Annotated in this window: 21 protein-coding genes; 6 read left to right on the top strand and 15 right to left on the bottom strand. The window is 64.3% G+C overall.

Annotated elements, in window-relative coordinates:
- Nucleotides 1-72 precede the first annotated feature (72 nt).
- Nucleotides 73-966, top strand: a complete 894-nt coding sequence (locus VG556_RS09840; protein ID WP_100450271.1) for a mechanosensitive ion channel family protein — start codon at nt 73-75, stop codon at nt 964-966.
- Between the two features lie 129 nt (nt 967-1,095).
- Here VG556_RS09840 and VG556_RS09835 read toward each other — a convergent pair whose 3' ends face one another.
- The 5 genes from VG556_RS09835 to VG556_RS09815 all read right to left on the bottom strand — a co-directional run bounded on the left by VG556_RS09835 (nt 1,096) and on the right by VG556_RS09815 (nt 5,070).
- Nucleotides 1,096-2,211 carry an alkene reductase gene (locus VG556_RS09835; protein WP_100450272.1) on the bottom strand — a complete coding sequence of 372 codons (1,116 nt, stop codon included), beginning with the start codon at nt 2,209-2,211 and terminating at the stop codon, nt 1,096-1,098.
- A 208-nt stretch (nt 2,212-2,419) separates the two neighbouring features.
- Entirely contained in the window at nt 2,420-3,292 is an 873-nt protein-coding gene (locus VG556_RS09830) for an EcsC family protein (RefSeq protein ID WP_049441668.1), read from the bottom strand.
- 170 nt (nt 3,293-3,462) lie between these two features.
- Nucleotides 3,463-4,035, bottom strand: a complete 573-nt coding sequence (gene orn / locus VG556_RS09825) for an oligoribonuclease (RefSeq protein WP_014647557.1) — start codon at nt 4,033-4,035, stop codon at nt 3,463-3,465.
- A gap of 75 nt (nt 4,036-4,110) precedes the next feature.
- Nucleotides 4,111-4,635, bottom strand: coding sequence for a tRNA adenosine(34) deaminase TadA (gene tadA / locus VG556_RS09820; protein WP_014647558.1), 525 nt, complete (start codon nt 4,633-4,635; stop codon nt 4,111-4,113).
- A 75-nt stretch (nt 4,636-4,710) separates the two neighbouring features.
- Nucleotides 4,711-5,070, bottom strand: coding sequence for a winged helix-turn-helix transcriptional regulator (locus VG556_RS09815; RefSeq protein WP_032961582.1), 360 nt, complete (start codon nt 5,068-5,070; stop codon nt 4,711-4,713).
- Between the two features lie 78 nt (nt 5,071-5,148).
- Here VG556_RS09815 and VG556_RS09810 point away from each other — a divergent pair, with 78 nt between their 5' ends.
- Together VG556_RS09810 and VG556_RS09805 are read left to right on the top strand one after the other, a co-directional pair.
- Nucleotides 5,149-5,916: an NAD(P)H-dependent oxidoreductase gene (locus VG556_RS09810; RefSeq protein WP_100450273.1), complete on the top strand. Its 768-nt coding sequence runs from the start codon at nt 5,149-5,151 to the stop codon at nt 5,914-5,916.
- Between the two features lie 68 nt (nt 5,917-5,984).
- On the top strand, nt 5,985-6,422 hold the full coding sequence (locus VG556_RS09805) for an acetyltransferase (protein WP_100450274.1): 438 nt from the start codon (nt 5,985-5,987) through the stop codon (nt 6,420-6,422).
- 33 nt (nt 6,423-6,455) lie between these two features.
- On the opposite strand, the gene VG556_RS09800 is transcribed toward VG556_RS09805, so the two are convergent.
- A complete protein-coding gene (locus tag VG556_RS09800) occupies nt 6,456-6,962 on the bottom strand; it encodes a GNAT family N-acetyltransferase (RefSeq protein WP_041863578.1) in 507 nt (168 codons plus the stop codon).
- Between the two features lie 260 nt (nt 6,963-7,222).
- On the opposite strand from VG556_RS09800, the gene VG556_RS09795 reads away from it, so the two are divergent.
- The 3 genes from VG556_RS09795 to VG556_RS09785 are packed head-to-tail and all read left to right on the top strand — an operon-like array spanning nt 7,223 to nt 9,901.
- Nucleotides 7,223-7,879 (top strand): hypothetical protein, encoded by a 657-nt coding sequence (locus tag VG556_RS09795; RefSeq protein WP_238381466.1) that lies wholly within the window; start codon nt 7,223-7,225, stop codon nt 7,877-7,879.
- A gap of 43 nt (nt 7,880-7,922) precedes the next feature.
- Entirely contained in the window at nt 7,923-8,576 is a 654-nt protein-coding gene (locus VG556_RS09790; RefSeq protein WP_014647564.1) for a hypothetical protein, read from the top strand.
- A complete protein-coding gene (locus VG556_RS09785; protein ID WP_069118273.1) occupies nt 8,573-9,901 on the top strand; it encodes an XVIPCD domain-containing protein in 1,329 nt (442 codons plus the stop codon). Before VG556_RS09790 ends, VG556_RS09785 begins: the two co-directional genes overlap by 4 nt.
- A 54-nt stretch (nt 9,902-9,955) precedes the next feature.
- Here the strand turns inward: VG556_RS09785 and VG556_RS09780 are convergent, their stop codons facing one another.
- The 9 genes from VG556_RS09780 to VG556_RS09740 form a co-directional block, all read right to left on the bottom strand.
- Nucleotides 9,956-11,224 (bottom strand): hypothetical protein, encoded by a 1,269-nt coding sequence (locus VG556_RS09780; RefSeq protein ID WP_414614022.1) that lies wholly within the window; start codon nt 11,222-11,224, stop codon nt 9,956-9,958.
- A gap of 96 nt (nt 11,225-11,320) precedes the next feature.
- On the bottom strand, nt 11,321-12,328 hold the full coding sequence (locus tag VG556_RS09775) for an XVIPCD domain-containing protein (RefSeq protein WP_049408128.1): 1,008 nt from the start codon (nt 12,326-12,328) through the stop codon (nt 11,321-11,323).
- A gap of 57 nt (nt 12,329-12,385) precedes the next feature.
- A complete protein-coding gene (locus tag VG556_RS09770) occupies nt 12,386-12,922 on the bottom strand; it encodes a hypothetical protein (RefSeq protein ID WP_049408130.1) in 537 nt (178 codons plus the stop codon).
- 490 nt (nt 12,923-13,412) lie between these two features.
- Complete coding sequence (locus tag VG556_RS09765) at nt 13,413-14,426, bottom strand: hypothetical protein (protein ID WP_100450276.1); 1,014 nt, start codon at nt 14,424-14,426, stop codon at nt 13,413-13,415.
- A 366-nt stretch (nt 14,427-14,792) separates the two neighbouring features.
- Nucleotides 14,793-15,281 (bottom strand): DUF4189 domain-containing protein, encoded by a 489-nt coding sequence (locus VG556_RS09760; protein ID WP_257473476.1) that lies wholly within the window; start codon nt 15,279-15,281, stop codon nt 14,793-14,795.
- Nucleotides 15,282-15,609: 328 nt separating this feature from the next.
- On the bottom strand, nt 15,610-16,134 hold the full coding sequence (locus tag VG556_RS09755) for a DUF4189 domain-containing protein (protein WP_153643293.1): 525 nt from the start codon (nt 16,132-16,134) through the stop codon (nt 15,610-15,612).
- A 30-nt stretch (nt 16,135-16,164) separates the two neighbouring features.
- Nucleotides 16,165-17,307, bottom strand: a complete 1,143-nt coding sequence (locus VG556_RS09750; protein ID WP_238381468.1) for a type IV secretion system protein — start codon at nt 17,305-17,307, stop codon at nt 16,165-16,167.
- 83 nt (nt 17,308-17,390) lie between these two features.
- The gene (locus tag VG556_RS09745) at nt 17,391-18,206 is read right to left on the bottom strand and encodes a hypothetical protein (protein WP_053091844.1); all 816 of its coding nucleotides are present in this window, start codon (nt 18,204-18,206) and stop codon (nt 17,391-17,393) included.
- Between the two features lie 52 nt (nt 18,207-18,258).
- A complete protein-coding gene (locus VG556_RS09740; RefSeq protein WP_049408136.1) occupies nt 18,259-20,706 on the bottom strand; it encodes a VirB4 family type IV secretion/conjugal transfer ATPase in 2,448 nt (815 codons plus the stop codon).
- Between the last annotated feature and the right edge of the window lie 9 nt (nt 20,707-20,715).

Raw genomic sequence — 20,715 nt, 5'->3', positions numbered from 1 at the left:
CTTGCTGTTTCTGGCGTCCGTGCACGCCACGCGCACCTCGCGCCTGTCCCTCAGCAGCAAAGGAACTCCCGCATGATCGCCGCCGCCCGACCCGCCCCCGCCGCAACGCCCTGGTTCCACTCGCTCAACTGGGAGCGCCTGCTGGAAACCTACGGCGTACCGTTGCTGGCCGCGATCGTGGTGCTGCTGGTGGGCCTGTGCGTGGCACGGCGCCTGTCCAACGCGATGCCGCGCGCTACGGCTCGCATGGGCGTGGACCCGATGCTGGGCAGCTTCCTGCGCAACGTGGTGTATGCCGCATCGCTTGTGATCGTGGTGGTGCTGGCGATCGGCACGCTGGGCGTGCAGATCACCCCGCTGCTGGCCGTGCTCGGTACCGCTGGCCTGGCCGTCGGCCTGGCATTGAAGGATTCGCTGTCCAACATCGCCTCGGGCGTGATGCTGGTGACGCTGCGACCGTTCCGCGTGGGCGATGTGGTCACCGTGGCTGGACAGACCGGCACGGTGCGTGAAGTGCGCATCTTCCAGACCGTCATCACCGGTGCCGACAACCAGCACACCACCATTCCGAACACATTGATCACCGCTGCACCGATCATCAACCTCACCGCCGAACCGACCCGCCGCGTCGAACTGGTGATCGGCATCGGCTATGAAGACAACATCCAGCTGGCGCGCGATACCGCGCTGGCGTTGATGAAGGCCGACCCACGCGTGCTGCAGACACCGGCACCGGACGTGGTGGTGTATGAGCTGGGCGCGCACGCCATCAACCTCGGCATCCGCTGCTACGTGAAGTCGGCCGACTGGTTCGGTACCAAGGTCACGCTGCTGGAGCAGCTGAAGCTGGGCTTTGACAAGGCCGGCATCAACATCCCGTACCCGCAGCAGGACATGCACCTGTACCTGCATGGAAAGGATGGCGGCGTGATAGAGGCTGACGCGCTGGTGCGCGACAAGCCCTGATCCATGCCGGTAGTGCCGACCAACGGTCGGCACCCCCCCATCGGCGATACGACATCGGAATGCCGGCCAGCGGCCGGCACTACCCCTCGCCCACTGGTAGTGCCGGCCGCTGGCCGGCAGCGTCCAGGATCAGGCCGCGACGCTCTCTTCCAGCGTCGGATAATCGGTGAAGCCCGCCGCGCCACCGCCAAAGAATGTCGCACGATCCGGCGGATTCAGCGCCGCACCGGTACGCAGTCGCTCCGGCAGGTCCGGGTTGGCGATGAACGGGCGACCGAAGCCGATCAGGTCAGCCCAGCCTTCAGCCAGTGCCTGCTCGGCGCGTTGGGCGGTGTACTTGCCGGCGTAGATCAGCGTGCCCGGGTAGACCATGCGCAGCGCCTGCTTGAACGCCACCGGCATCAACGGTGCATCGTCCCAGTCGGCTTCGGCGATGTGCAGGTAGCCCACGCCCAGCTCACCCAGCAGGTGCGCCGCGGCCAGATAGGTCGCCTGTGGCGTATCGTCCACCGCGCCCTGCAACGTCGTCAGCGGCGCCAGACGGACACCGACGCGGTCACCACCGGCTACGGCCGTCACCGCCTGCACGACCTCGCGCAGGAACCGCAGCCGGTTCTGCAACGCGCCGCCATAGCCGTCGGTGCGCCGGTTGGCCTGCGAGTCGATGAACTGGTTGATCAGGTAGCCATTGGCCCCGTGCAGCTCCACGCCATCGAAGCCGGCGGCCAGTGCATTGCGGGTGGCCTGTGCATAGTCGGCGACGATGCCCGGAATCTCGTCTTCGCGCAGCGCGCGCGGCATCGAGTGCTGGATCATCTCGCCTACGCCCGCTTCCGGGCCAGCGCCTGCAGGGTCGACAAACACTTTCACGCCTTCGGCCAGCAGCGCCGACGACGACACCGGGGCGGCACCACCCGGCTGCAGGGCCACATGCGAGACCCGGCCCACATGCCACAGCTGGGCATAGATGCGGCCGCCAGCGGCGTGCACCGCATCGGTCACCCGGCGCCAGCCCTGCACCTGTTCCGGGCTGTGGATGCCCGGGGTCCAGGCATAGCCCTGGCCCTGCGGGCTGATCTGGGTGCCTTCGCTGACGATCAGGCCAGCACTGGCGCGTTGGGCGTAGTAGGCGGCCATGTCCGCGGTGGCGACGTTGCCGTCGGCGGCACGCGAGCGGGTCATCGGCGGCATCACGATGCGGTTGGGCAGGGTCAAGGCGCCCAAGCGGTGGGGAGTGAACAACATGGCGGCGATCTCTTGCGGGGGGGACTGCCGCAAAGGATGGGGATGCCAGCTGCCAGGCAACAGGCATGCACTGGCAAAACAATTGTTCCCCCAAGGCAAGGATGACCGGCCGGGGGGCAGAGCCCCTTCCTGCGGAACGGGATCCGACCCCGCGCGCAACCGGGGTCGGATCCCTTTGCAACGCAAAGGGCTCCGACCCCGAAGCCGGTTACAGCGTGGGCTCGATCAGTACGCCGCCATGCGCCACGCGGTCATAGCAGGCGCGCACCACATCTTCCCCGTACTTCAGCTCCAGCCGACGCACGATGAAGTGGCCGCGCGCCATGTCCTGGTAGTAGTCGGTGAACATGGTATTCAGTGTTGCACCGGCGGCGGCACCGACGATCGGCACCGCCTGCGCAGCGAATTTCTCGGTAACCACCACGCCGAAGCGCGCCGCCACCTTTTCCACCATCTTCGCCAGCAGCTTGCCAGCTTCCTTTGGCGCCACGCCCAGGGTCAGGTCGCGGCCGGTCACCACGCGCCCGGCCAGCTCGGCCGACAGGTGGCGCATCACATCCGTGGTGAAGCCGCGGGCCAGGTAGTAGCCGGTCTCGCTGGCATCATCGCGCGGCGAGTTGCCGCCCAACGCGAACACCTCCAGGCACGCCTGGCGGGTGCTGAACTCGGACAGGTCGAAGCCCTCGCTGCGGGCCACGTCGGCCACCGCACGCATCATGATGGTGGTCGACACCGGCAGCTCGATGAACAAGGCCGCGAAGCCGAAGGCCCCACCGACCGCGCCCGAGGTGGCCGCCGCCAGTTTGTGCCAGCGGGTGGACGCCCCCTTGCCGGGGGTGTTGTCCATGCTCCACAGCGCGGCCTGCGCCGATTTGCTCAGCGCCGCCTGCACAGCACCGTGGATGCGGTTGGAGACCGAGCTGGGCAGCGCCTTCACCGCGAACTCCAGCGGCGTGCCGACCAGGTTGGCCATGCGCGCGGTCAGGGTCGGCGCTTCCAGCAGGGCCACCGCGCGCTGCAGGTCGGACCAGTCGCGGGCGTCATGGGCGATGTCGCGGGGGAGCAGGATCGGCTCGTTCATGGCGCCGATCTTAGCGCCAGGAAGTTGAACGGTTCGTCGCGGGGTACGACAGAGGGGGCAGAGCCCTTTCCGCAGGAAAGGGATCCGACCCCGGCGCCTTGCCGGCCAGCGGCCGGCACTACCCGTTGGCGTGTCATCCGATAGCGCCGGGCCATGCCCGGCGTCGTTGTTCAGGCAACCGGCAGCCCCGACAGCGCGCCCATGAACTGGCGGTAGTGGCGCAGCTCAGCGATCGAATCGTGCACGTCGCTCAGCGCGGTGTGGTTGCTGTTCTTGCCGACGCCGGCGGCCACGCTCGGCGCCCAGCGCTTGGCCAGTTCCTTCACCGTGGACACGTCCAGGTTGCGGTAGTGGAAGTACTTCTCCAGTCGCGGCATCTGGCGGTGCAGGAAGCGGCGATCCTGGCAGATCGAGTTGCCGCACATCGGCGACAGGCCGGCCGGGATCCACTGCGCCAGGAAGTTTACCGTCTGCGCCTCGGCCTGGCCCAGGGTGGTGGTGCTGTCCACCACGCGCTGCCACAGGCCCGAGCGGCGGTGCTGGTTGCGATTCCACTCGTCCATCGCTTCCAGCGTTTCCAGCGGGTGGTGGATGGCGAATTCCGGCCCTTCGGCCAGTACGTTGAGCTGGGCATCGGTGACCACGGTGGCGATCTCGATGATCGAATCGTTGTCGGTATCCAACCCGGTCATTTCCAGGTCGATCCAGATCAGTCGCTCGTTGGCCGCGCCGTTGTCCGCCATGTGTCGCCTCGTTGCTGGGCAGGCGCGCGGCCTGCCGGTGATGGAAAGAGGCGCCCATCATACCGGTTCGCCCCCTCAGGCCTCGCCGGCATGGTCTTCCAGCAGCAGCGGCGGCTTGCCACGCTTGGCACGGAAATAATTGGTCAGGCGCATGCTGGCCTCCTTGGCCAGCACTCCACCGTGGATCTCCACCCGGTGGTTGTGGCGGGCATCGCCCAGCAGGTCGAACACGCTGCCGCAGGCGCCGGTCTTGGGGTCGCTGGCGCCGTAGACCAGGCGGGCAACGCGTGCATGCACGATGGCCATCGCACACATCGCGCACGGTTCCAGGGTCACGTACAGGGTGCTGCCGAGCAGCCGATGATTGGCCAGCCGCGTGCCACCGGCCCGCATGGCCACGATCTCGGCATGCGCACTGGGATCGTGCGAGGCGATGTTGAGGTTCCAGCCCTCGCCCAGCAGCTGGCCATCGGCGCCCACCAGTACCGCACCAACGGGGATCTCGTCGTACTCGCGCTGCGCACGCTCGGCCAGCGCCAGCGCATGGCGCATCCAGTGTTCATCGGCGTCGTGCACCGGTACACCCAGGGCGTCGGTCATGGCGGTTCTCGCGTGTCTGCAGGGCCAGGATGGCCGCCGGGGCCGCATTGTACGCCCGCGGCCGTGCAGGCGCCGCTAACGCGCGTCGAAGCGCTCGCGGGCGGCGTCCAGCGCCGGGAAATTGTGCTCGGCCCAACGGTCCAGGGCGGACAGCGTGTCAACCAGTCCACGTGCGACCTCGGTCAGCCGGTATTCCACATGCAGTGGCTTGCTGCCCCGCTCACACCGCTCGACCAGGCCGTTGCGCTCCAGCTGCCGCAGGGTCTGGGTCAACACCTTCTGCGAGATGCCTTCGATCTTCCTCAGCAGCGCGCCATTGCGTTGCGGGCCCTGCGCCAGCGCCGGCAACAGCAGCATCACCCACTTGCCGGAGATCAGCGCCAGCGCATCGCGTGCCGAGCAATCGGCGGCATAGACATCGCCCGGATAGGCCATGGTTACCTCAAGGTGCGTAATTGCCGGGGCATACCGGCGCCGCGAGGATGGTCGCACACTCCTCGAACACCTCGCCCCATGCGCGCCCTGATCCTGCTTGCCCATCCCGAACCCCGCTCCTTCAACGCCCACCTGGCCGCGCAGGCCGCGGAGCAGCTGCGGCATGACGCGCTGGAGGTGGACGTGGTCGACCTGTATGCAGAGGGCTTCGATCCGCTGGAAGCGGCCCACCATCATTCAAGTCGCCTGCAGCCCGGCCGTTTCGATGCCCAGCGCGAACAACGCCACGGCGCCGAACAGGGTCGGCTGCCCGCCGATGTGCAGCGCCATCTGCAGCTGCTGCAGGCCGCGGATCTGGTCATCCTGCAGTTCCCGCTGTGGTGGTTCGCGCCGCCGGCAATCCTCAAGGGCTGGCTGGATCGCGTGCTGGTCTACGGGCCGATGTACAACAGCCGCCTGCGCCACGAGCACGGCGCGATGCGCGGCAAGCGTGCGTTGCTGAGCGTCACCACCGGCTCATCGGCACGGGCCTGCGCCGTCGACGGCCGCGAGGGAGATACCCGGTTGTTGCTGTGGCCCTTGATGTACAGCCTGCGCTACGTCGGCTTCGACGTGCTGGAGCCGCATCTGGTGCATGGCGTGCGTTCCGGGCTGGCAGCGGAGCGCGTGCAGGCACACGACGAGGCATTGGCTGCAGCAACCCACTACTACCGCGAACGCCTGGCGCAATGGCCGCGGTGGCCCACCGTGCCCTTCAACGACAGCGGCGATTTCGAGGATGGCGTGGTGCTGCGCGCGGAGGCCACTGCCTACAGCCCCTTCATCCGCCATCGCAACACCGGATGAATCCACGCCTGCGCGCTGGGTCGGGACGCGCCATACTACGCGCTCTTTGCAAGCACCTTGGTGAACCCATGACCACCCTCCGTCCCTCGCGCGCCGACGACGGCGGCGCCCTCGTCGACCTCTGGCGCCGCGCCGTCGACGCCACCCACAACTTCCTCAGCGCCGACGACCGCCAGGCCATCGATGCCGAAGTCGCCGGCTTCCTGCCGCAGGCTCCGATGACCGTGGCCGTCGACGCTCAGGACCGCCCCCTTGGCTTCATGCTGATCGACGGCACGCACATGGAAGCGCTGTTCATCGATCCGGACGTACGCGGCACCGGTATCGGCCGGCAGTTGCTGCAGCACGCGCTGGCCCTGCATCCGCAGCTGAGTACCGACGTCAACGAACAGAACGCGCAGGCCGTCGGCTTCTACCAGCGCATGGGCTTCGTCGAAACCGGACGTTCACCGCTGGATTCGCAGGGCCGCCCGTATCCCCTGATCCATCTCCGGTACAACGGCTGACATTCGACGGATGTTCGAGGCCCGCCCCGATCATCAGGCCGTGGCCTCGAATGCCGGCGAGTACTGCACCTCTCCCTGCGCCATCGGTGGCCGCAGGCACAGCGCCTGGAAGTACTCTGGCGGCACACCCGGCAGCACCAGGCCCGGCTCGGCGCGGAACCCGAATCGTCCGTAATAGGCGGGCTCCCCCAGCAATACACAGCCCTGCGCGTTCTGCTCACGCAACGCGCCGAGCGCCGCGTGCATCAGCGCCGCACCGATGCCCTGCCCCTGCCAGTCCGGCAGCACCGAGATTGGCCCGAGGCCGAACCAGCCGGTGCTGCCATCGCTGATCGTCACCGGCGACAGCGCGATGTGCCCGACGACCTGTCCGTCCTTCTCGGCGACCAGCGAAAGACTCAGCTCTCCACGCGAACGCAGCGCATCCACAATGAACTGCTCGGTGTGGCTGCTGTGCGGGGCTTCGCGGAAGGCCGCCTCGGTGAGTGCATGGATGACCGCGTGGTCTTCGCGGGTTTCAGGGCGGATCGTGCAGTTCAAGGACAACACCTTTGATGAAGTGATGGACATGTGAATGATCGATTCCGGTCACGGATTCAGCTGCGAACCTGCGTCCGGCGTCAGAGCCAACGCGACGATCGGATGCCCTGTGCGGCAAGCGATCTGCCGGCGGCGCGCCCCGGGAGCGTCAAAAATCCGTCTCCAAGGGGTGGCACAGGGCTCCCGGCACGTTCCATAATCGAGAAACCTGCCACCCAGGAAGGATAGATGGACATGGACGCACGATGCAGGATCGGGCCATGGGTGTAGCGCACCTCGCACACAGGGGACGGCCGCTGCTGGCAGTGCTCGCCCTCGTCCTGCTGGCGGCATGCTCGCCCTACGCCGATGCCGAGCGCGACGTCGCCGCGGGTGGACGCGGCCTTGCCAAACTCAACCCGGCGCCGAAGCAGGCCTATGAGCTGGTGCTGACACTGAAGGGCGCGCCAGGCCCGTTCGCGGTTGTTGAGGGCGTGGCCCAGTATGACGCCATCAACTACGCAGACTGTGGACGGATCGTGCCTGCAACAGGCACTGCAGGCCGCATCACCAGCCAGGAGCCCATCACCCTGCACAAGGTCAGCGAGAACGAGTACCGCGGTACGTTTTACCTGGACCGTATGCTGGATGAGGACTACTACGGGCGTGGCGTCTGCCATTGGACGCTGACGGGTGTCGGTGCGATGTTGCGCGCCACGACCAGCAAGGCGGATACGCGATTCCTGACGTTCATCGACAAGAAGCGCATGGAGAACGACTCGCCTCTGACGCTTTATTACCCGAACCTTGTCTATCCGCGCGCCGACACTGTCGCCAACTTTGGCGCCAGTGGCGAGGAAGCTCCGTCGGGGTACAGCGAAGAGCTGCGCAATGCGCTGTTCTCAACCACCACCACTGTGCAGAAGCTCGTGCCATGAGCCGCCAGTGCCACATTCACCCTTACACACCAGGAGGCCGACATTGCGCCACAAGATGATTCCGTGCCTTGCTCTACTTCTGTTGACCGCCTGCCATCCGGAGACCGCCATGAACCAGGAACGTGCCGCTGCTGAAGCCGATGTCGCCCAGGGTGGGCGCGGCCTCGCCAAGCTCAACCCCAGCCCGCGCAAGGCCTATGAACTGGTGCTGCGCCTGAAGGACGCCCCGGGCGATTTCGCGGTGGTCGAAGGTGTCGCGCAGTACGACGTCACCAACGAAGACCAGTGTGGCTATATCGAGCCGGCCACCGGCACGGCTGCACGGATTACCAGCCAGGAACCGGTGGAACTGCGCAAGGTCGCTGATGGCGAGTACCGGGGCACTGTATACATCGACCGCATGCTGGATGAGGATTACTACGGTCGCGGTGTCTGCAAGTGGGAGTTCACCGGTGCAGGCGCGATGCTGAAGGCGACGGGGGCCGAGGGCGAGACGCGTTTCCTTTCATTTATTGAAGCAGCGCCATTCGTGAAAGGCGAGACCGAGACTCGCCACTATCCTCGTTCGGACTATCCGCGCGTGAACGAGATTCCTGACTACGGCGCAAGCGGCCAAGAAGACCCCACCAAGTTCCGCCCTGAGCTGCAGAATTCGCTGTTCTCGGCTTCACTTGAAGCCAATGAGGTCCGCCAATGAGCCTCAGCAGCCAAGACTATGCGGGTATTTCCGACGACGTGTACAAGGACCGTGCGGTCGGTCGACGCGCTCCCGGCAAGGAAGAGCTCGTAGCGATCAACGGGCATGAGTACAAGATCCTCGAGCACGTTGATAATCGATTGAACGGTTATCAGGGAACGATCTACCAGCGAGTCGACACCAATGAAATTGTCGTCGCACATCGCGGCACCGAACAGATCGCCCGCGATGCGATCCTGACCGATGGTGGCATGGTTGTCGCCCGCACCAACGTCCAGGCACCGGACGCCATCGCGCTGACCCAACGCGCCCTGGCCTACGCCAAGAAGGAGGGGCAGGATCTCGGACAGCGCCCACCCGAAGTCACCGTCACCGGCCACTCCCTCGGCGGCGCGCTGGCCCAGATCACCTCGCACCATTTCAACGTCAAGGGCGAGACCTTCAACGCCTATGGCGCGGTCAGCCTCAGCTACCGCATCCCGGAAGGCGGCAACACCATGATCAACCATGTCATGGCCTCCGATCCGGTCAGCGCGGCGTCGCCGCACTTCGGCCAGGTGCGCATCTACGCCCGGCCAAATGAAATCAGCACGCTTGCCGCGAACGGCTTCAGCAATCACTCGTTGCGCGCCCTGATCCCCGACCGGCCGATCATCGCCGCAGGCAGCTCGTTCGGTGCGCACAAGCTGGGCAACTTCCTCGGTGACGGCTCGGTGCTGCAACACCCGGAAACGCAGAAGCTGGCAAAAGACAACGCCAGGATGATCGAGGAGTACCGCGACGACGTTGAATCACTGCGCCGTGGTGTCACCCGCGCGGCGCGGGGCATTCCGGGCGGCGCCGTCGATCTGTACGACCACATCCGCGGCCCGCTGCAGCCCGGTGAGCCGGCACGCCGCGAAGCGGAGAAGAACGGCCATCACACCAGCATGCTGCGCATGGACGACGCCAACCATGTGGGCAACCCACTGTTCAACGACGCGATCCGTGGCGTGCACGCGCAGGACGTCCGCGTCGGCCGGGTACCAGACGTAATGAGCACGCAACTGGCCGGCAGCCTGGCCGCCGAAATGCATGCGGCGGGCGGCAAGCGCATCGACGAAGTGGTCATGAATGCCGATGCCTCGCGCAGCTTTGCCGTGCAGGGCCAGGGCGGTGACCCGGCCCACCTTCGCGTATCAGTGGATACGGCGGTGGCGATGAACACACCGCTGGAACAGAGCAGCCAGCGCATCGACCAGCAGGCCGCAGGTCAGCGCCTTGCACTTGAGCGCGACCAGCAGCTGGAACAGCAGCAGAATCAGACCCGCAGCCTGCAGGCCTGATGGACAGCACGGGAGCCGGTAATTCCGGCTCCCGTTGTACATCGGCACTCTGGTTCAGGGGCTGGAGGCCGCCACCGGCAGCGATGCTCCGGCCGTCACGAACAGATCCGGCCCGGAATCCGGGAATCCACCGCAGGCGCGATCGCCGGGCGCCACCGGATCACAGGGCCACTGCGCCCGCGCGACTTTGTCGCGCAGCTCGAAGCGATCGCCGGTCCAGACCACGAACGCGATGTGCTCGCGGTTCCAGTCACCGTAGGCGCGCGGACCACCCTTCTGCGCCGACTCCGGATACTGCACGAACCAGCGCATGACCGGGCCATACTGCAACTTGCTGTGGTCCAGGCTGATCCGTCCCTCACGCGAGAGCTGGCGCGCACGATCAGCTTCCGCCTGCTGCGGCATGGCCGGCATGGCATCGGTGGTTACATCCCTCGGCGCCGCATCCCCGCGGACCTGGTACACACGCTGGGCCACATAGGCCTCGCGGCATTCACCCGCTGGCACGCGGACCGGCTCCGCGCCGTACTCATCCCGGTTGGCGACCTGGTCGCTGCAGGTGAACGGCGCCGACACCAGGTAGAACGTGCTGTCGGCGTCGCGCCCTTCCAACGAGCGCACCCAGATGTCGCCCATCCGCACGATGAAGTCCGGGCGCTGGCCGTAGCCCGGCACCGCCTTGAACCAGGCCTTCTGCCGCACCTCACGCTCGCGCCAGCTGCGCGGCAGGTGGACGTCCTGCTCGGGCAGCGCGACCAGCATCGCAGCCAGATGCGCCGGCATGGTGCCCTGGCAGGCGCCGATCAGCAGGTCGCCCTGGCTCGCCAGCCGCCCGGCCAGATCCACCGGGCAGCGGGCACCGAGCGCACGCTCGGTCGCCTGCTCGGGCGGCAACGGCACGATGGCCAATGCAGGCGGTGCCGGCGCTACCGCCGGGACCGCTGACTCGACGACTGTGGGCGGTGCAGCCACAGGCGCCGCCGCTGCGGGCGGAACGGGCGCAGGCGCCGGGTCCGCAGCCGGCGCCGGCTGCGTGTCCACCACCGGTGTCGCAGGGGGTGTCGCGGCAGCCGGTACTTCGGGAGCCGGCGCCGCGACAACGGCGTCGGCCGCCGCGGGCGCTGCAACGGGCGCCGCCCCTGCAGGCGCCTCAACGGTAGCCTCGGCAGCGGGGCGCGTCTCCACGACGGGCGCCGCTGCCTCCTGAGCCTGTGCCGACGCTGCGGCAAGTCCAAGTGACAGCAGCCAGAGCGGCGGCAGGCGGCGCACGGGTGCATTGCAGCGGGCAGCGGCGTGGCGGGCATTCGGGGGAACGATTCGCATGTGGTGTCCTTACGGGTGGGTTTCCATGTCGGCGCCACAGGGCGCCACGCGTCGTACGTAAAGCGCCAGCGGGCACCCTGCCCGCCGGCATCGGTGTTACAGGGATCGAGAACGCTGCTCCTGCTCGCGGGCGAGCGCGGCCGCCGGGTCCTGCTGGGCGACATTGGCAGCCAATTGCTGGCTGCTCTGCGCCAGCGGCTGCTGCGCCGCCTGTTCGCGATCGACCGATGCGCGCAGCATGGCCGGATCGCCTAGCGCGCCCTGTACAGCAAACAGCGTGCGACCGTCATTACCCGCCAGGAGATGATCGATGCGCGACATCCCCGCCTTCTGCGCGCTCAGCGCCAGTGCGCCGGCGGCATTGTCCAGTTCCTGCACGCTGCGCAGACCGCTTTGCGGCCCCATCTGCTGCAGGTGCTGGCGCGCTCCCGAGAACAGCGTGTATCCCGGCTCGCCCGGTTGCGACATGTCGCGTCCCGTTGTGGGCTGGGCAGGCGCCCCCACTTCGCCACGCTCCAGGCGCGCCATCACATCGGGGGTCAGCTTCTGCTGCCACACGTCAAAACGCTGCTGGCGGGCTTCGATGCCGTTGAGCGCGCCATTCAGGGCACGCGTCGCTTCGCGCACGTCCTCGCGCGCCGCTTCCGGCACCCGCGTCTGCCACTGCCACACGGCAATACGGCCTGCGTGCTCGGGTTGCGCGGCCAGCTCCGGCTGATTCACCAGGTCCAGGTCCAGCGCCTTGCCGGCACGCTCGTAATTCTCCTTGCCGACCAGCGGCAGATAGCCACGGCCGTGATACTTCAGTGCATCACCGGGCGCGTCATTGCCCATGCGCCCGCCATACATCAGTTCGGCCAGGTTCTCCGGCCGCCCGCGCAGCGCCTCCTGGCGGGCGCTCTCAAGCGCGCCATTGCCATTGCGCCACGCTGCTTCCACCGGGATCTGCGAGATGCCCCGGGTGAAGTTGAAACTCTCATTGAGCCGGCTCAGGCCACGGGACTCGTGCCCGGCCTGCGCCATGAAGTTGGCCAGTTCCCGGGACGAGGTCATGCCAGCCTCCGTGGCCTGCCGCAACAGCTGCGACTCTCTATCCTGCGACACGGTGAAACTCCTGCTCGATCATCGTTGGATACTCCCGCCTCCTCACGGGCATGGCACTCAGGGCAAGCTGACGTCGGCGACGACGGACGGATCGAAATCCTCGAACCGCACCCGGCCAAGCTCGGCCGCGGAGAAATCGCGCGTGTGGGTCGCTTCGGTTTCGGTGTCCACCACCTTGCGCTGCACGCCATGCACCCAGCACGCCTGCTCGGCAGGTGCATACCGGAAGGTGTAGACGCTGCTCCAGCGTTCGCGGCTGCCGCCGTTGGTGATCACGCTGAACGCGCCGTCTTCAATCGTCACGTAGGCGAAGGGGTCACCGGCAATGCCACCGCGCGTTGAGCACGGCACCAGCTTGTCGTTGCGTGCCGCCAGCTGCCAGCGGCCCGTGGCATCGCCCAGCAGCAACAGCAGGACCCGGTTCGGTCCGTGCTCGCCGGGCAGCAAGCCCTCCGGAGGAGGTTGGTCGATCACCAGCAGCTGGTCCTGGAAACCATTGCCGGTCAGATCGCCGCGTACGGCTTCCAGCAGGTTCGCGCCGGACGGAACGAACGCCAAGGCATTGTCCATGTGCGTGCCACTCCCCTTCTCCATCCCCTGCAACTCCTTCAATCCCGTCTTGCCAGTTCCCGAGCGGAGGCCGGAAACGGGGCGATGCCTCGCACGTGCACTGCGGCCGCCATGGCGGATGATAGCCCCGAGCCAACGGCGACCGCGATGGTGGCAAGCGTCACCCGCACCGCGGGGGGACACAGTCCTCATGGACGGAAAAGCTCCTGTGTTCGATGGCACCGGCGCGTCGGGATTTTGACGCGCACGCAGCTTACTTCGAGGAGGCAGCGCTCGTCGAAGGGTGCTTGGGATGAAAAGCGCACTTGATCACAGAAACAGCGCGGCTAACGTGAATGGTGGCTTATCCGACTATCAGACACGCGGTGGATGGCACCGCAGGTATGGCTCGCATTCCCACATACGGTCTGGTCCGGCCGGGGCGATGTTGCACGGAAAGCCTACGCCGCTTAAGTCGATGGGTGCGGGACCCAGCACAAGCCATGCTTCCTCGCGTTGTGGCCAGCAATCGCGCTCAGCGCAACTGCTGGGCGCATGCGGCCCCCTGTGTGGCGTAGTCGCGGACGTAGCCGTCCGTCGTCAGCACCGTGATATCGCATCGATTGTTTACGTCGCTGACGACATGCCCATAAGCATTCAATCCCTGCACACGCTCGCCACGATGCAGGTACAACGTGCGCGAACCATCGGCGCCGTTCTCCACACGATCCGGTGGGCCCCACGTCCGCACGAATTCCTGCTCTGTCTTGCCGATCCACAGGTCCATGAGATTGTTGCGACCCACTCGGTTGGCTGCGCGCCGCGACTCATCCAGAGCTTTGCTGGTTTCACTCTGGCCGCGCGCCACAGTCGCTTCCAGGCTACGCACAGTACGATCCATTTCAGCGTCGCCCGGCAGATAGGTGAATGCTGGACGTTTGCCGTCCTTCCACAGGCTGGCCCAGATGAAATCCACAGGCGATTGCCCGACGTCACCGATGGAAAGGAAGCCACGCTTCATCATTTCCGCTGGCGCCTTGGCCTTGGGATCAGGCCCAACTAGACAGGCAAACCGCACCAGTTGCACCTGCCAGGGAGCAATCGCCTCGGCCTGCGGTTCGAACTTATCCGGTGGGACGTTCTCCATTGGCCGATCGCGCCACTGGATCAGACTCGTCCTGATGGCCACGCTGTTCTGTGAACAGTTCACCCAGTACTTTCTGACCAGTCGATTCGGTTTGGTCGCGTTCTCGTAGACGGTATTGACCTGGATTTCGTACACCGGCTCCGGACCCGCAACTGGGTCACCGGGCTTCGCCGGCTCCCTGCGGCGCAACTGCTTCAGGTACGCGTTCTGCTCTGCCGGCGTGGCACGCTGCAGAAAACCGACCAGATCCGAGCGGTCGGCGAGCGATTGTGCATCGACCACCCACGCCTCGCGGTTCGGCGTTTCGCCACCGGTGAAGATGACCCAGCTATCAGCGGCATGGGCCGACGAGGCGAACAGCAGTCCGCCAATCAGCGAGGCAACACGGCCGGGATTCGGCATGATTCGTTCCTTCGAATGGCGCGAAGACCCACGGCATCGCGAATGGGGCCTTATAGCACGGTCTGGCGCGTCGCATCGAGGGACGCCCACCTAAGCGCAAAGCCTGCGCATCAAGCGAGAGCAAATGAGGGGCTGAAGCGTCAACATTTTTGACGCGAACGCACCCTACTTCGAGGAGGGATTGGTCGCCTAACGGAACTTGGATTGAGAGGCGATCTTGATTGAAAAAAAGCGCAATCACCATGAGTGGCTACCTACGTGACTCAAGCGCCAAGCAGCAGTCTCACCTAGAGACAGATACCACCAATCTGCCAGAATGCGATAGACGCTGGACGTCGGATGTATCAACGCAGCTCCATCGAGCAATCAGAATTCTTGGAAGATCGGCTCACTGCAATCGGTGTACTTGATCGTGCACTGCCCACCGCCGTGAGCAGCACAGTACTTCAGAACCTCAGTGGAAGCAGCCTCTCTCGTTGGGCCGCCGGCCATTGAAATCAAGCCTTTAGAGCCCGGAGCCGGATCCGCGCAAGCGACACACTGGTTCTTATACGTTATCCCTACAGTGCAATCCTTCGCACCATATGTCGCACACCGGGACTGAGCCTCAGCGACAGCCTCGGCCTTTGATCTCTTTCCCACCGAAGCTCCCACATCACCGGTCGCAACAGAACGAGATATGGCTCCCCAGGTTTTGATCCACTTACCTATCGCACGCGGCCCGGAACTCCCCTCACCCTGAGAGGCTGGAATCGGGGCACAGCCACCAACACCCCGGCCACCGATGGGATACTGACCAGGTGGACACCGCCCCTCTGCCCGGACCGACTCAGAGGTGAGCGCAGCACCCGCCACCCCAATTGCTGCGACCAAACTTGCCGCCACTGAACGCCTGATCACATCGGGAATCTCCCAACACAAAGAATAGAGATTTTTTCTTAGCGGGCAGAACCAATCTCGCCAACAGCCAAGCTATTTCCATTCCTAGCCATTGGAATGACAGGCGTAATGGCATGATCTGTACTATTGCCATCAGCGTGAGAAAGATGAGGCTCCGGCCGGCACCCATACGGGGACCCGATCACGTGATCAGGACTTGCGACTCGATCGGCGCAGAGAAGAAATGATCCGCTCAATACCGGCCATTCCACTGCCGGATCATCAGAATAACGCGAGCAGTGACTCAGAACTTCTCAAACTCCGGTTCGGTGCAATTGGACATGACAATCTCACATGTCTCTTTGGAACCAGCACGACATTGCGCCAAGGATAGACCTGCCGCCTCTTCCTTTGTGGCTGCGGCAGAGTAGAAGGTTCCCCCATTTCCCGTATTTGAGACAGCCGCCGTTGCGCACTGATTCTTATAGGTGAACTTCACTCGACAATCCCGGCCGCCGGCATCAGAGCAGGACCTCACTGCCGCGTTTCCCGCATCCGCCTTCTTCCTCCACCCGCTTGCCGCTCCTGCGATACCGGAAGGCGAGGCAGCAAATGCTCCCCAAGTCTTGATCCACCGCCCCGTTGGACGCGGGCTTTCCGCTCCTGATCCACCAGCAGGAATCGGTGCACATCCGCCGGCGCCCTGCCCACCAATCGGATACTGGCCTGGAGGACACCGTCCTTCGGCGAAGGCAGCGCTGTTCCCCCCAAAAATTAGGACTGCCGCAAGAGCGCACCTCAGAACTTGAGCTGCCCAGTCAATATTCATACACACATCCTTCAACCTAAGTCAGAACCATCAATCCGCCAAGCCATACTGCCCCTGCTTCTGATTAGACGGCGTGTAAGTACTTGGAGCAGAGTTCCTTACAGTGACACCACTATCCTGGTGACTCGAATGGCCTTCGCTCTTCGATGGCGAAGGAGGCGTGTAAGTGCCCGGGGGCCGACCATCAGCACTAGGAGTTGAGGCCGCACTGCCACCTATCTGCGAATATGCCATGAAGCTACCCAAGGTACCCTGGAAGAACATGGCCGCCATTGGGGGCGCAGTCAGAATCAAGGTCGTCAGGATCAATCCCATGCCGCCCTGCTGCATCGCCTGGCTGGTCATGCCGTCGCTGGAGGCGCCTTCGAGCAGGAACTTGTTGACCAGGGCGGTGGACCAGAACGCGGTCGAGACACGGATCACCATGTCCAGCGCGATCGATACCATCGCTGCCAGTACCGCCATCGAGAACATCGTGCCGATGCCGTAGAACAGCCATCGCTGGAACAGCTGCTTGGTCTGGTCGAACAACAGACACAGAATGAACAAGGGACCCAGGCCGATGAACAGCGCCAGCGCGACCTCGTAGAGCAGCAACATCGCACCTGCGGTGACCGCCGGGCCGCCCGTGCCCAGGCCGATGAACCACAGCGCCCGGGTCTTGTCCGCCTGCAACCCTGGATCATTCAGGATCTTGATGCCATCAATGCTCGACAGCGCCACCTGCATCCACGCCAGGCTCTTGTCGATCTGGTCTTCCGGCTGCTGGTCCTTGCCGGTCACCACGTGGGTGATCAGGCCTTTGACGTCCTCGTTGAGGAATTTCTGCAGGTTGCTGCCGAACATCGCCATGCTGGTGGCAACACTCACAATCAACGCCGCGCGCGCCATATTGGTCACCAGCACCATCATGGAGTCGCGACTGCGGCCGGTGACGATCCGGAAGCCCTGGATCAGTACCCACAGCGTCATCAGCACCAGGGCAATGCCACCGACCCAGGACATCATGCGCCCCATCAGGTCGATGCCGTAGTCACTGATCCTGTCGCGCAGGTAATCCATGATCAGCTTGAAGAAGACGAAATCGCCGATCGACTGGACACGCACAGCGTAGCCCAGCAGATCCTGCAATCCGCCTGAGAAATCAAAGTTGGCCAGCCACCTGATCGTCATTTCCACAATCCCTTGGTAATTCCGTTACTGCATGAAATGCCGCATTGCTTTGCAGCGCATGTCTACGTATTAGCGGCCTGCGATCACTTGACGCTGAGCGCGGCCTTCAGTGCGGTGGTCTTGACCATGTCGCTGATCAGCTGCTTGGTCGGGTCCCCCTTCAATGCGGCCTGCGCCACCACCTTCTGGTTGGCCTCCATGACCTCGATATAGGCATCATAGGATTTCATCCGTGCTTCCCAGCTCTGGGCAAGTGCGGCAATGTCATTGGCGGTGCGGAGCGATTCGCTGTCGGCACCCTGCACGGTGCCCTGATCGTTGTTGGTCAGGCGGATCTTGAGGATGCGGGTCAAGGAGTTGTTGATGCGCGGAACGGTCTGGGTCAGGAAATCGATCGCGTCGTTGTACTTGCGGTTCTGCATCATCCGGATGTTGACGCAGATCTGCATCTGCTGCTCCTTCACATCCGCCTGCGGATTGAACACGAACACCTTGAAGGCGGACTCCAGGCTGAAGTCCAGCGCCTTGCCGCAGGTTTCGGCAACCAGATAGTTCGGTGCCACCGGCACCAGCGGCGCGCTGTCGGGCATGCCGAAGCTGTTCACCGCCGCCTGCACCTGGATCAGCGCCTGGCGATACTGCTCCAGCGTGCGGATCCAGCGGGTGTTCTGCTCGACGTACTCGGCCGCGTCCTGCGCTTTGGCCGCGTAGACGGTCGCCTCGGTCTTGTAGGTGTTGATCTGATTGAGCAGGTGCTGGATGAGGCTGGTACCGGTCTCCTGCACGGGAATCCAGGCGCTGACATTGCCGGTGCCGAGCGCCATCATGGCTGCCACGGTCATCGCTGCAAGACGGGGCGCGCGGCGGCGGGGCGAGGAAGCTTGCTTGGTATTGTTCATATCAGTCTCCATTGATCGGAACTCGTAGTCTTCGGGCAGGCCGTCTCGCGGATCAGGTAACAGTGTCGCGCGCTGCGACAGCCGCCTTGCCCGAGCCCTTTCGATTCTTGTAGAAATCTTCAAGCCACTGTTCCGGCGTCAGCTCATCCACCGTCACCCGTGCGCGTACCGCAGCTGTCTGCAATACCCGATGCATGATGTCGATGTTGTCAGTGGACGCCGAGATCACCGACAGAATGTCATCCATGCCGCGCAGGTTGAGCTGGCACACGCTGGACGCGTGACCCTGCTTGACCAGGAAGCAGCGCGAGCGCTCGTCCAGGGCAGTGACCACCTTGAACTCGGCCTCGGTCAGTTTCAGGCCGTCCATGTAGTCGCTCTTGCTGGCGTTCGGGTTCGGCAGCAGGATCAACGTGGCAGTCTGCTCGATCAGCGCTGCCGAGATGTCGCTCTTCAGCGCGTCCTCCGGGCTCTGCGTCGCGAAGATGCCCAGGCCATTCTGCTTACGAATGGTCTTCTGCTTGTTCTTCGCGAACTCCTTCAGGCCACCTTCGCCATCCAGGATCTTCCAGAATTCGTCCATCACGTAGATCAGCGGACGACCATCGATCAGCGACTCCAGGCGGTGCAGCAGGTAATTGATGACCGGCACGCGCACTTCGGGATTGTCGATGATGTCGGTGTAGTCGAAGCCGATGATATTGGCCTTGCTCAGATCAACGGTGTCGACCGGATTGTCGAATACCCAGCCCAGCGAATTGCCCGAGGTCCAGCGGCGCATGCGCGCGTAGAGCCCATCGTCGCCCATGTTGGGCAGGCTCTTCTGGAAGTTGGTCATGCTGCGCAGGTGCATCGGCGTATCGAGCATGCTTTCCACCGCGCGGTAGATGTCCTCTTCCTCGCGCGCACTGTACTCACGCTTGCCGGCCAGCACCTTGATCAGGTCGGCCAGGAACTGCACGTTGGCTTCGTTGTTCTCGCACTGGAACGGGTTGAAACCGGTCGGCGCGCCGTTCTCCAGGGCCAGATAGTTGCCACCGCAGGCGCGCACGAAGATCTCCGCACCACGATCCTTGTCGAAGAAGAAGATGGTCGGTGACGGCTCGTACTTCTGAACCTGGCTGAGCAGGAAGTTGATCAGCGCGGTCTTACCGGTACCGGACTTGCCGATCACCATGGTATTGGCGATCGCCTTCTCGCCCAGCGAGTTTTCCGACGGATGGGTCGCGTGGAAATTGAAGTAGTACGGCTGGCCGTTGGTGGTCTGCAGCGTGGTGACGCAGTCGCCCCACGGGTTGTTGTGCTGCTTGCCGGTCGCGAAGTTGTGCAGCGGCGACAGGCCCAGGAAGTTCAGCGAGCTGACATTGGCCAGGCGGGTACGATAGCGCCAGTTGCCCGGCAGCTGCGAATAGAAGGACGAGGTGACCGCAAGGTCTTCCTTGGTCGACACGAAGCCGGCGTTGGACAGCTCGGCGCGGGTCGATGCGACGTTCTGCGATAGCTTGGCCTGAGTGTCACCGTAGACCGCCATGATGAAGTGGTATTCACCCAGCACGAAGTTGCCGGACGACAGCTGATCCATGGCCTGGTCGAGCTCGACGATCTGGCTGACCGCCTTGTCGCCGGAGGAGATCATCATGCCCTTGGTGCGATCAAGCACCTTCAGCGCGTCCTGCCGCCCCATCGGGCTGAACGAATGGGTGATGACGTACTCGTAGTCGAGGTACTTCAGGCCGTTGAGGATGCCCGGGTAAGTGCCCTCGGCATACTCCTTGATGTTCAGGATGGCGCCGTAGTGATTGGCACCATTGGGGGTATTGATCGCGAAATCGCCGGTCTTGGCCGAGAACATATGGCGGCTGACAGGCAGGTAGTCCTTGATCGGTGCCGACAGCACCGGCACCGGCTCGTCGATGCGATTGATCAGGTAACCGAACAGCTCCAGCGTTTCCGAGAACACCACGCCGTTCTTGGCCTCGTACATTCCCAAGCGGTATGGCGCATAGTCCCGGATGACGGCCTCGACGTTGCCGGCCAGCTCCATCAGCTTTTCGACCGCCTGCTCCTGCTCGGCGCGCAGCTTGTCCACGTTTGCCGACTTCTCTACGAAGCGCTTACCCGCCACCACGGGGCGGTAGATCATGGTCAGGTACAGCTCGTTCTGCATGATGCGCTGTGAGGACAACATGCCCATGTACTGATCGGACACATCCTGGTTGAAGCGCTGCTTGTAGTTGCTCTTGCCCTTCAGGGTGCGGCGACGACGGATGTCGTGCACCCAGAAGGCGACGTTGACGAAATCCGGCGCGCGCAGCGTCTGCAGCAGGCGGTTGAACGTGTTGTGGCGATGTTCGAGCTCCCACTCCTCGCGGCCGACGAACGGCAGCCCTTCCAGATGCCAGGTCAGCAGGTAATCGCCGCCCGTGGTCTTGACCACGTTCGGAGCGACATGCGACGACAACGGAATGAACTCACTGATGGAGGTGTCAGGGCTGAACATACGACTGCT

This window comes from Stenotrophomonas sp. CASM106 (assembly GCF_049384825.1).
Taxonomy (GTDB): Bacteria; Pseudomonadota; Gammaproteobacteria; order Xanthomonadales; family Xanthomonadaceae; genus Stenotrophomonas; species Stenotrophomonas muris.
This window is presented reverse-complemented; position numbering and strand designations above follow the sequence as displayed.

Bases quoted from the DNA above. Each gene is read 5' to 3' on its own strand.
- VG556_RS09840 (WP_100450271.1), top strand. From the start codon at position 73: ATGATCGCCGCCGCCCGACCCGCCCCCGCCGCAACGCCCTGGTTCCAC.
- VG556_RS09835 (WP_100450272.1), bottom strand. From the start codon at position 2,211: ATGTTGTTCACTCCCCACCGCTTGGGCGCCTTGACCCTGCCCAACCGC.
- VG556_RS09830 (WP_049441668.1), bottom strand. From the start codon at position 3,292: ATGAACGAGCCGATCCTGCTCCCCCGCGACATCGCCCATGACGCCCGC.
- orn (WP_014647557.1), bottom strand. From the start codon at position 4,035: ATGGCGGACAACGGCGCGGCCAACGAGCGACTGATCTGGATCGACCTG.
- tadA (WP_014647558.1), bottom strand. From the start codon at position 4,635: ATGACCGACGCCCTGGGTGTACCGGTGCACGACGCCGATGAACACTGG.
- VG556_RS09815 (WP_032961582.1), bottom strand. From the start codon at position 5,070: ATGGCCTATCCGGGCGATGTCTATGCCGCCGATTGCTCGGCACGCGAT.
- VG556_RS09810 (WP_100450273.1), top strand. From the start codon at position 5,149: ATGCGCGCCCTGATCCTGCTTGCCCATCCCGAACCCCGCTCCTTCAAC.
- VG556_RS09805 (WP_100450274.1), top strand. From the start codon at position 5,985: ATGACCACCCTCCGTCCCTCGCGCGCCGACGACGGCGGCGCCCTCGTC.
- VG556_RS09795 (WP_238381466.1), top strand. From the start codon at position 7,223: ATGGGTGTAGCGCACCTCGCACACAGGGGACGGCCGCTGCTGGCAGTG.
- VG556_RS09785 (WP_069118273.1), top strand. From the start codon at position 8,573: ATGAGCCTCAGCAGCCAAGACTATGCGGGTATTTCCGACGACGTGTAC.
- VG556_RS09780 (WP_414614022.1), bottom strand. From the start codon at position 11,224: ATGCGAATCGTTCCCCCGAATGCCCGCCACGCCGCTGCCCGCTGCAAT.
- VG556_RS09770 (WP_049408130.1), bottom strand. From the start codon at position 12,922: ATGGAGAAGGGGAGTGGCACGCACATGGACAATGCCTTGGCGTTCGTT.
- VG556_RS09765 (WP_100450276.1), bottom strand. From the start codon at position 14,426: ATGCCGAATCCCGGCCGTGTTGCCTCGCTGATTGGCGGACTGCTGTTC.
- VG556_RS09755 (WP_153643293.1), bottom strand. From the start codon at position 16,134: ATGAATATTGACTGGGCAGCTCAAGTTCTGAGGTGCGCTCTTGCGGCA.
- VG556_RS09750 (WP_238381468.1), bottom strand. From the start codon at position 17,307: ATGACGATCAGGTGGCTGGCCAACTTTGATTTCTCAGGCGGATTGCAG.
- VG556_RS09745 (WP_053091844.1), bottom strand. From the start codon at position 18,206: ATGAACAATACCAAGCAAGCTTCCTCGCCCCGCCGCCGCGCGCCCCGT.
- VG556_RS09740 (WP_049408136.1), bottom strand. From the start codon at position 20,706: ATGTTCAGCCCTGACACCTCCATCAGTGAGTTCATTCCGTTGTCGTCG.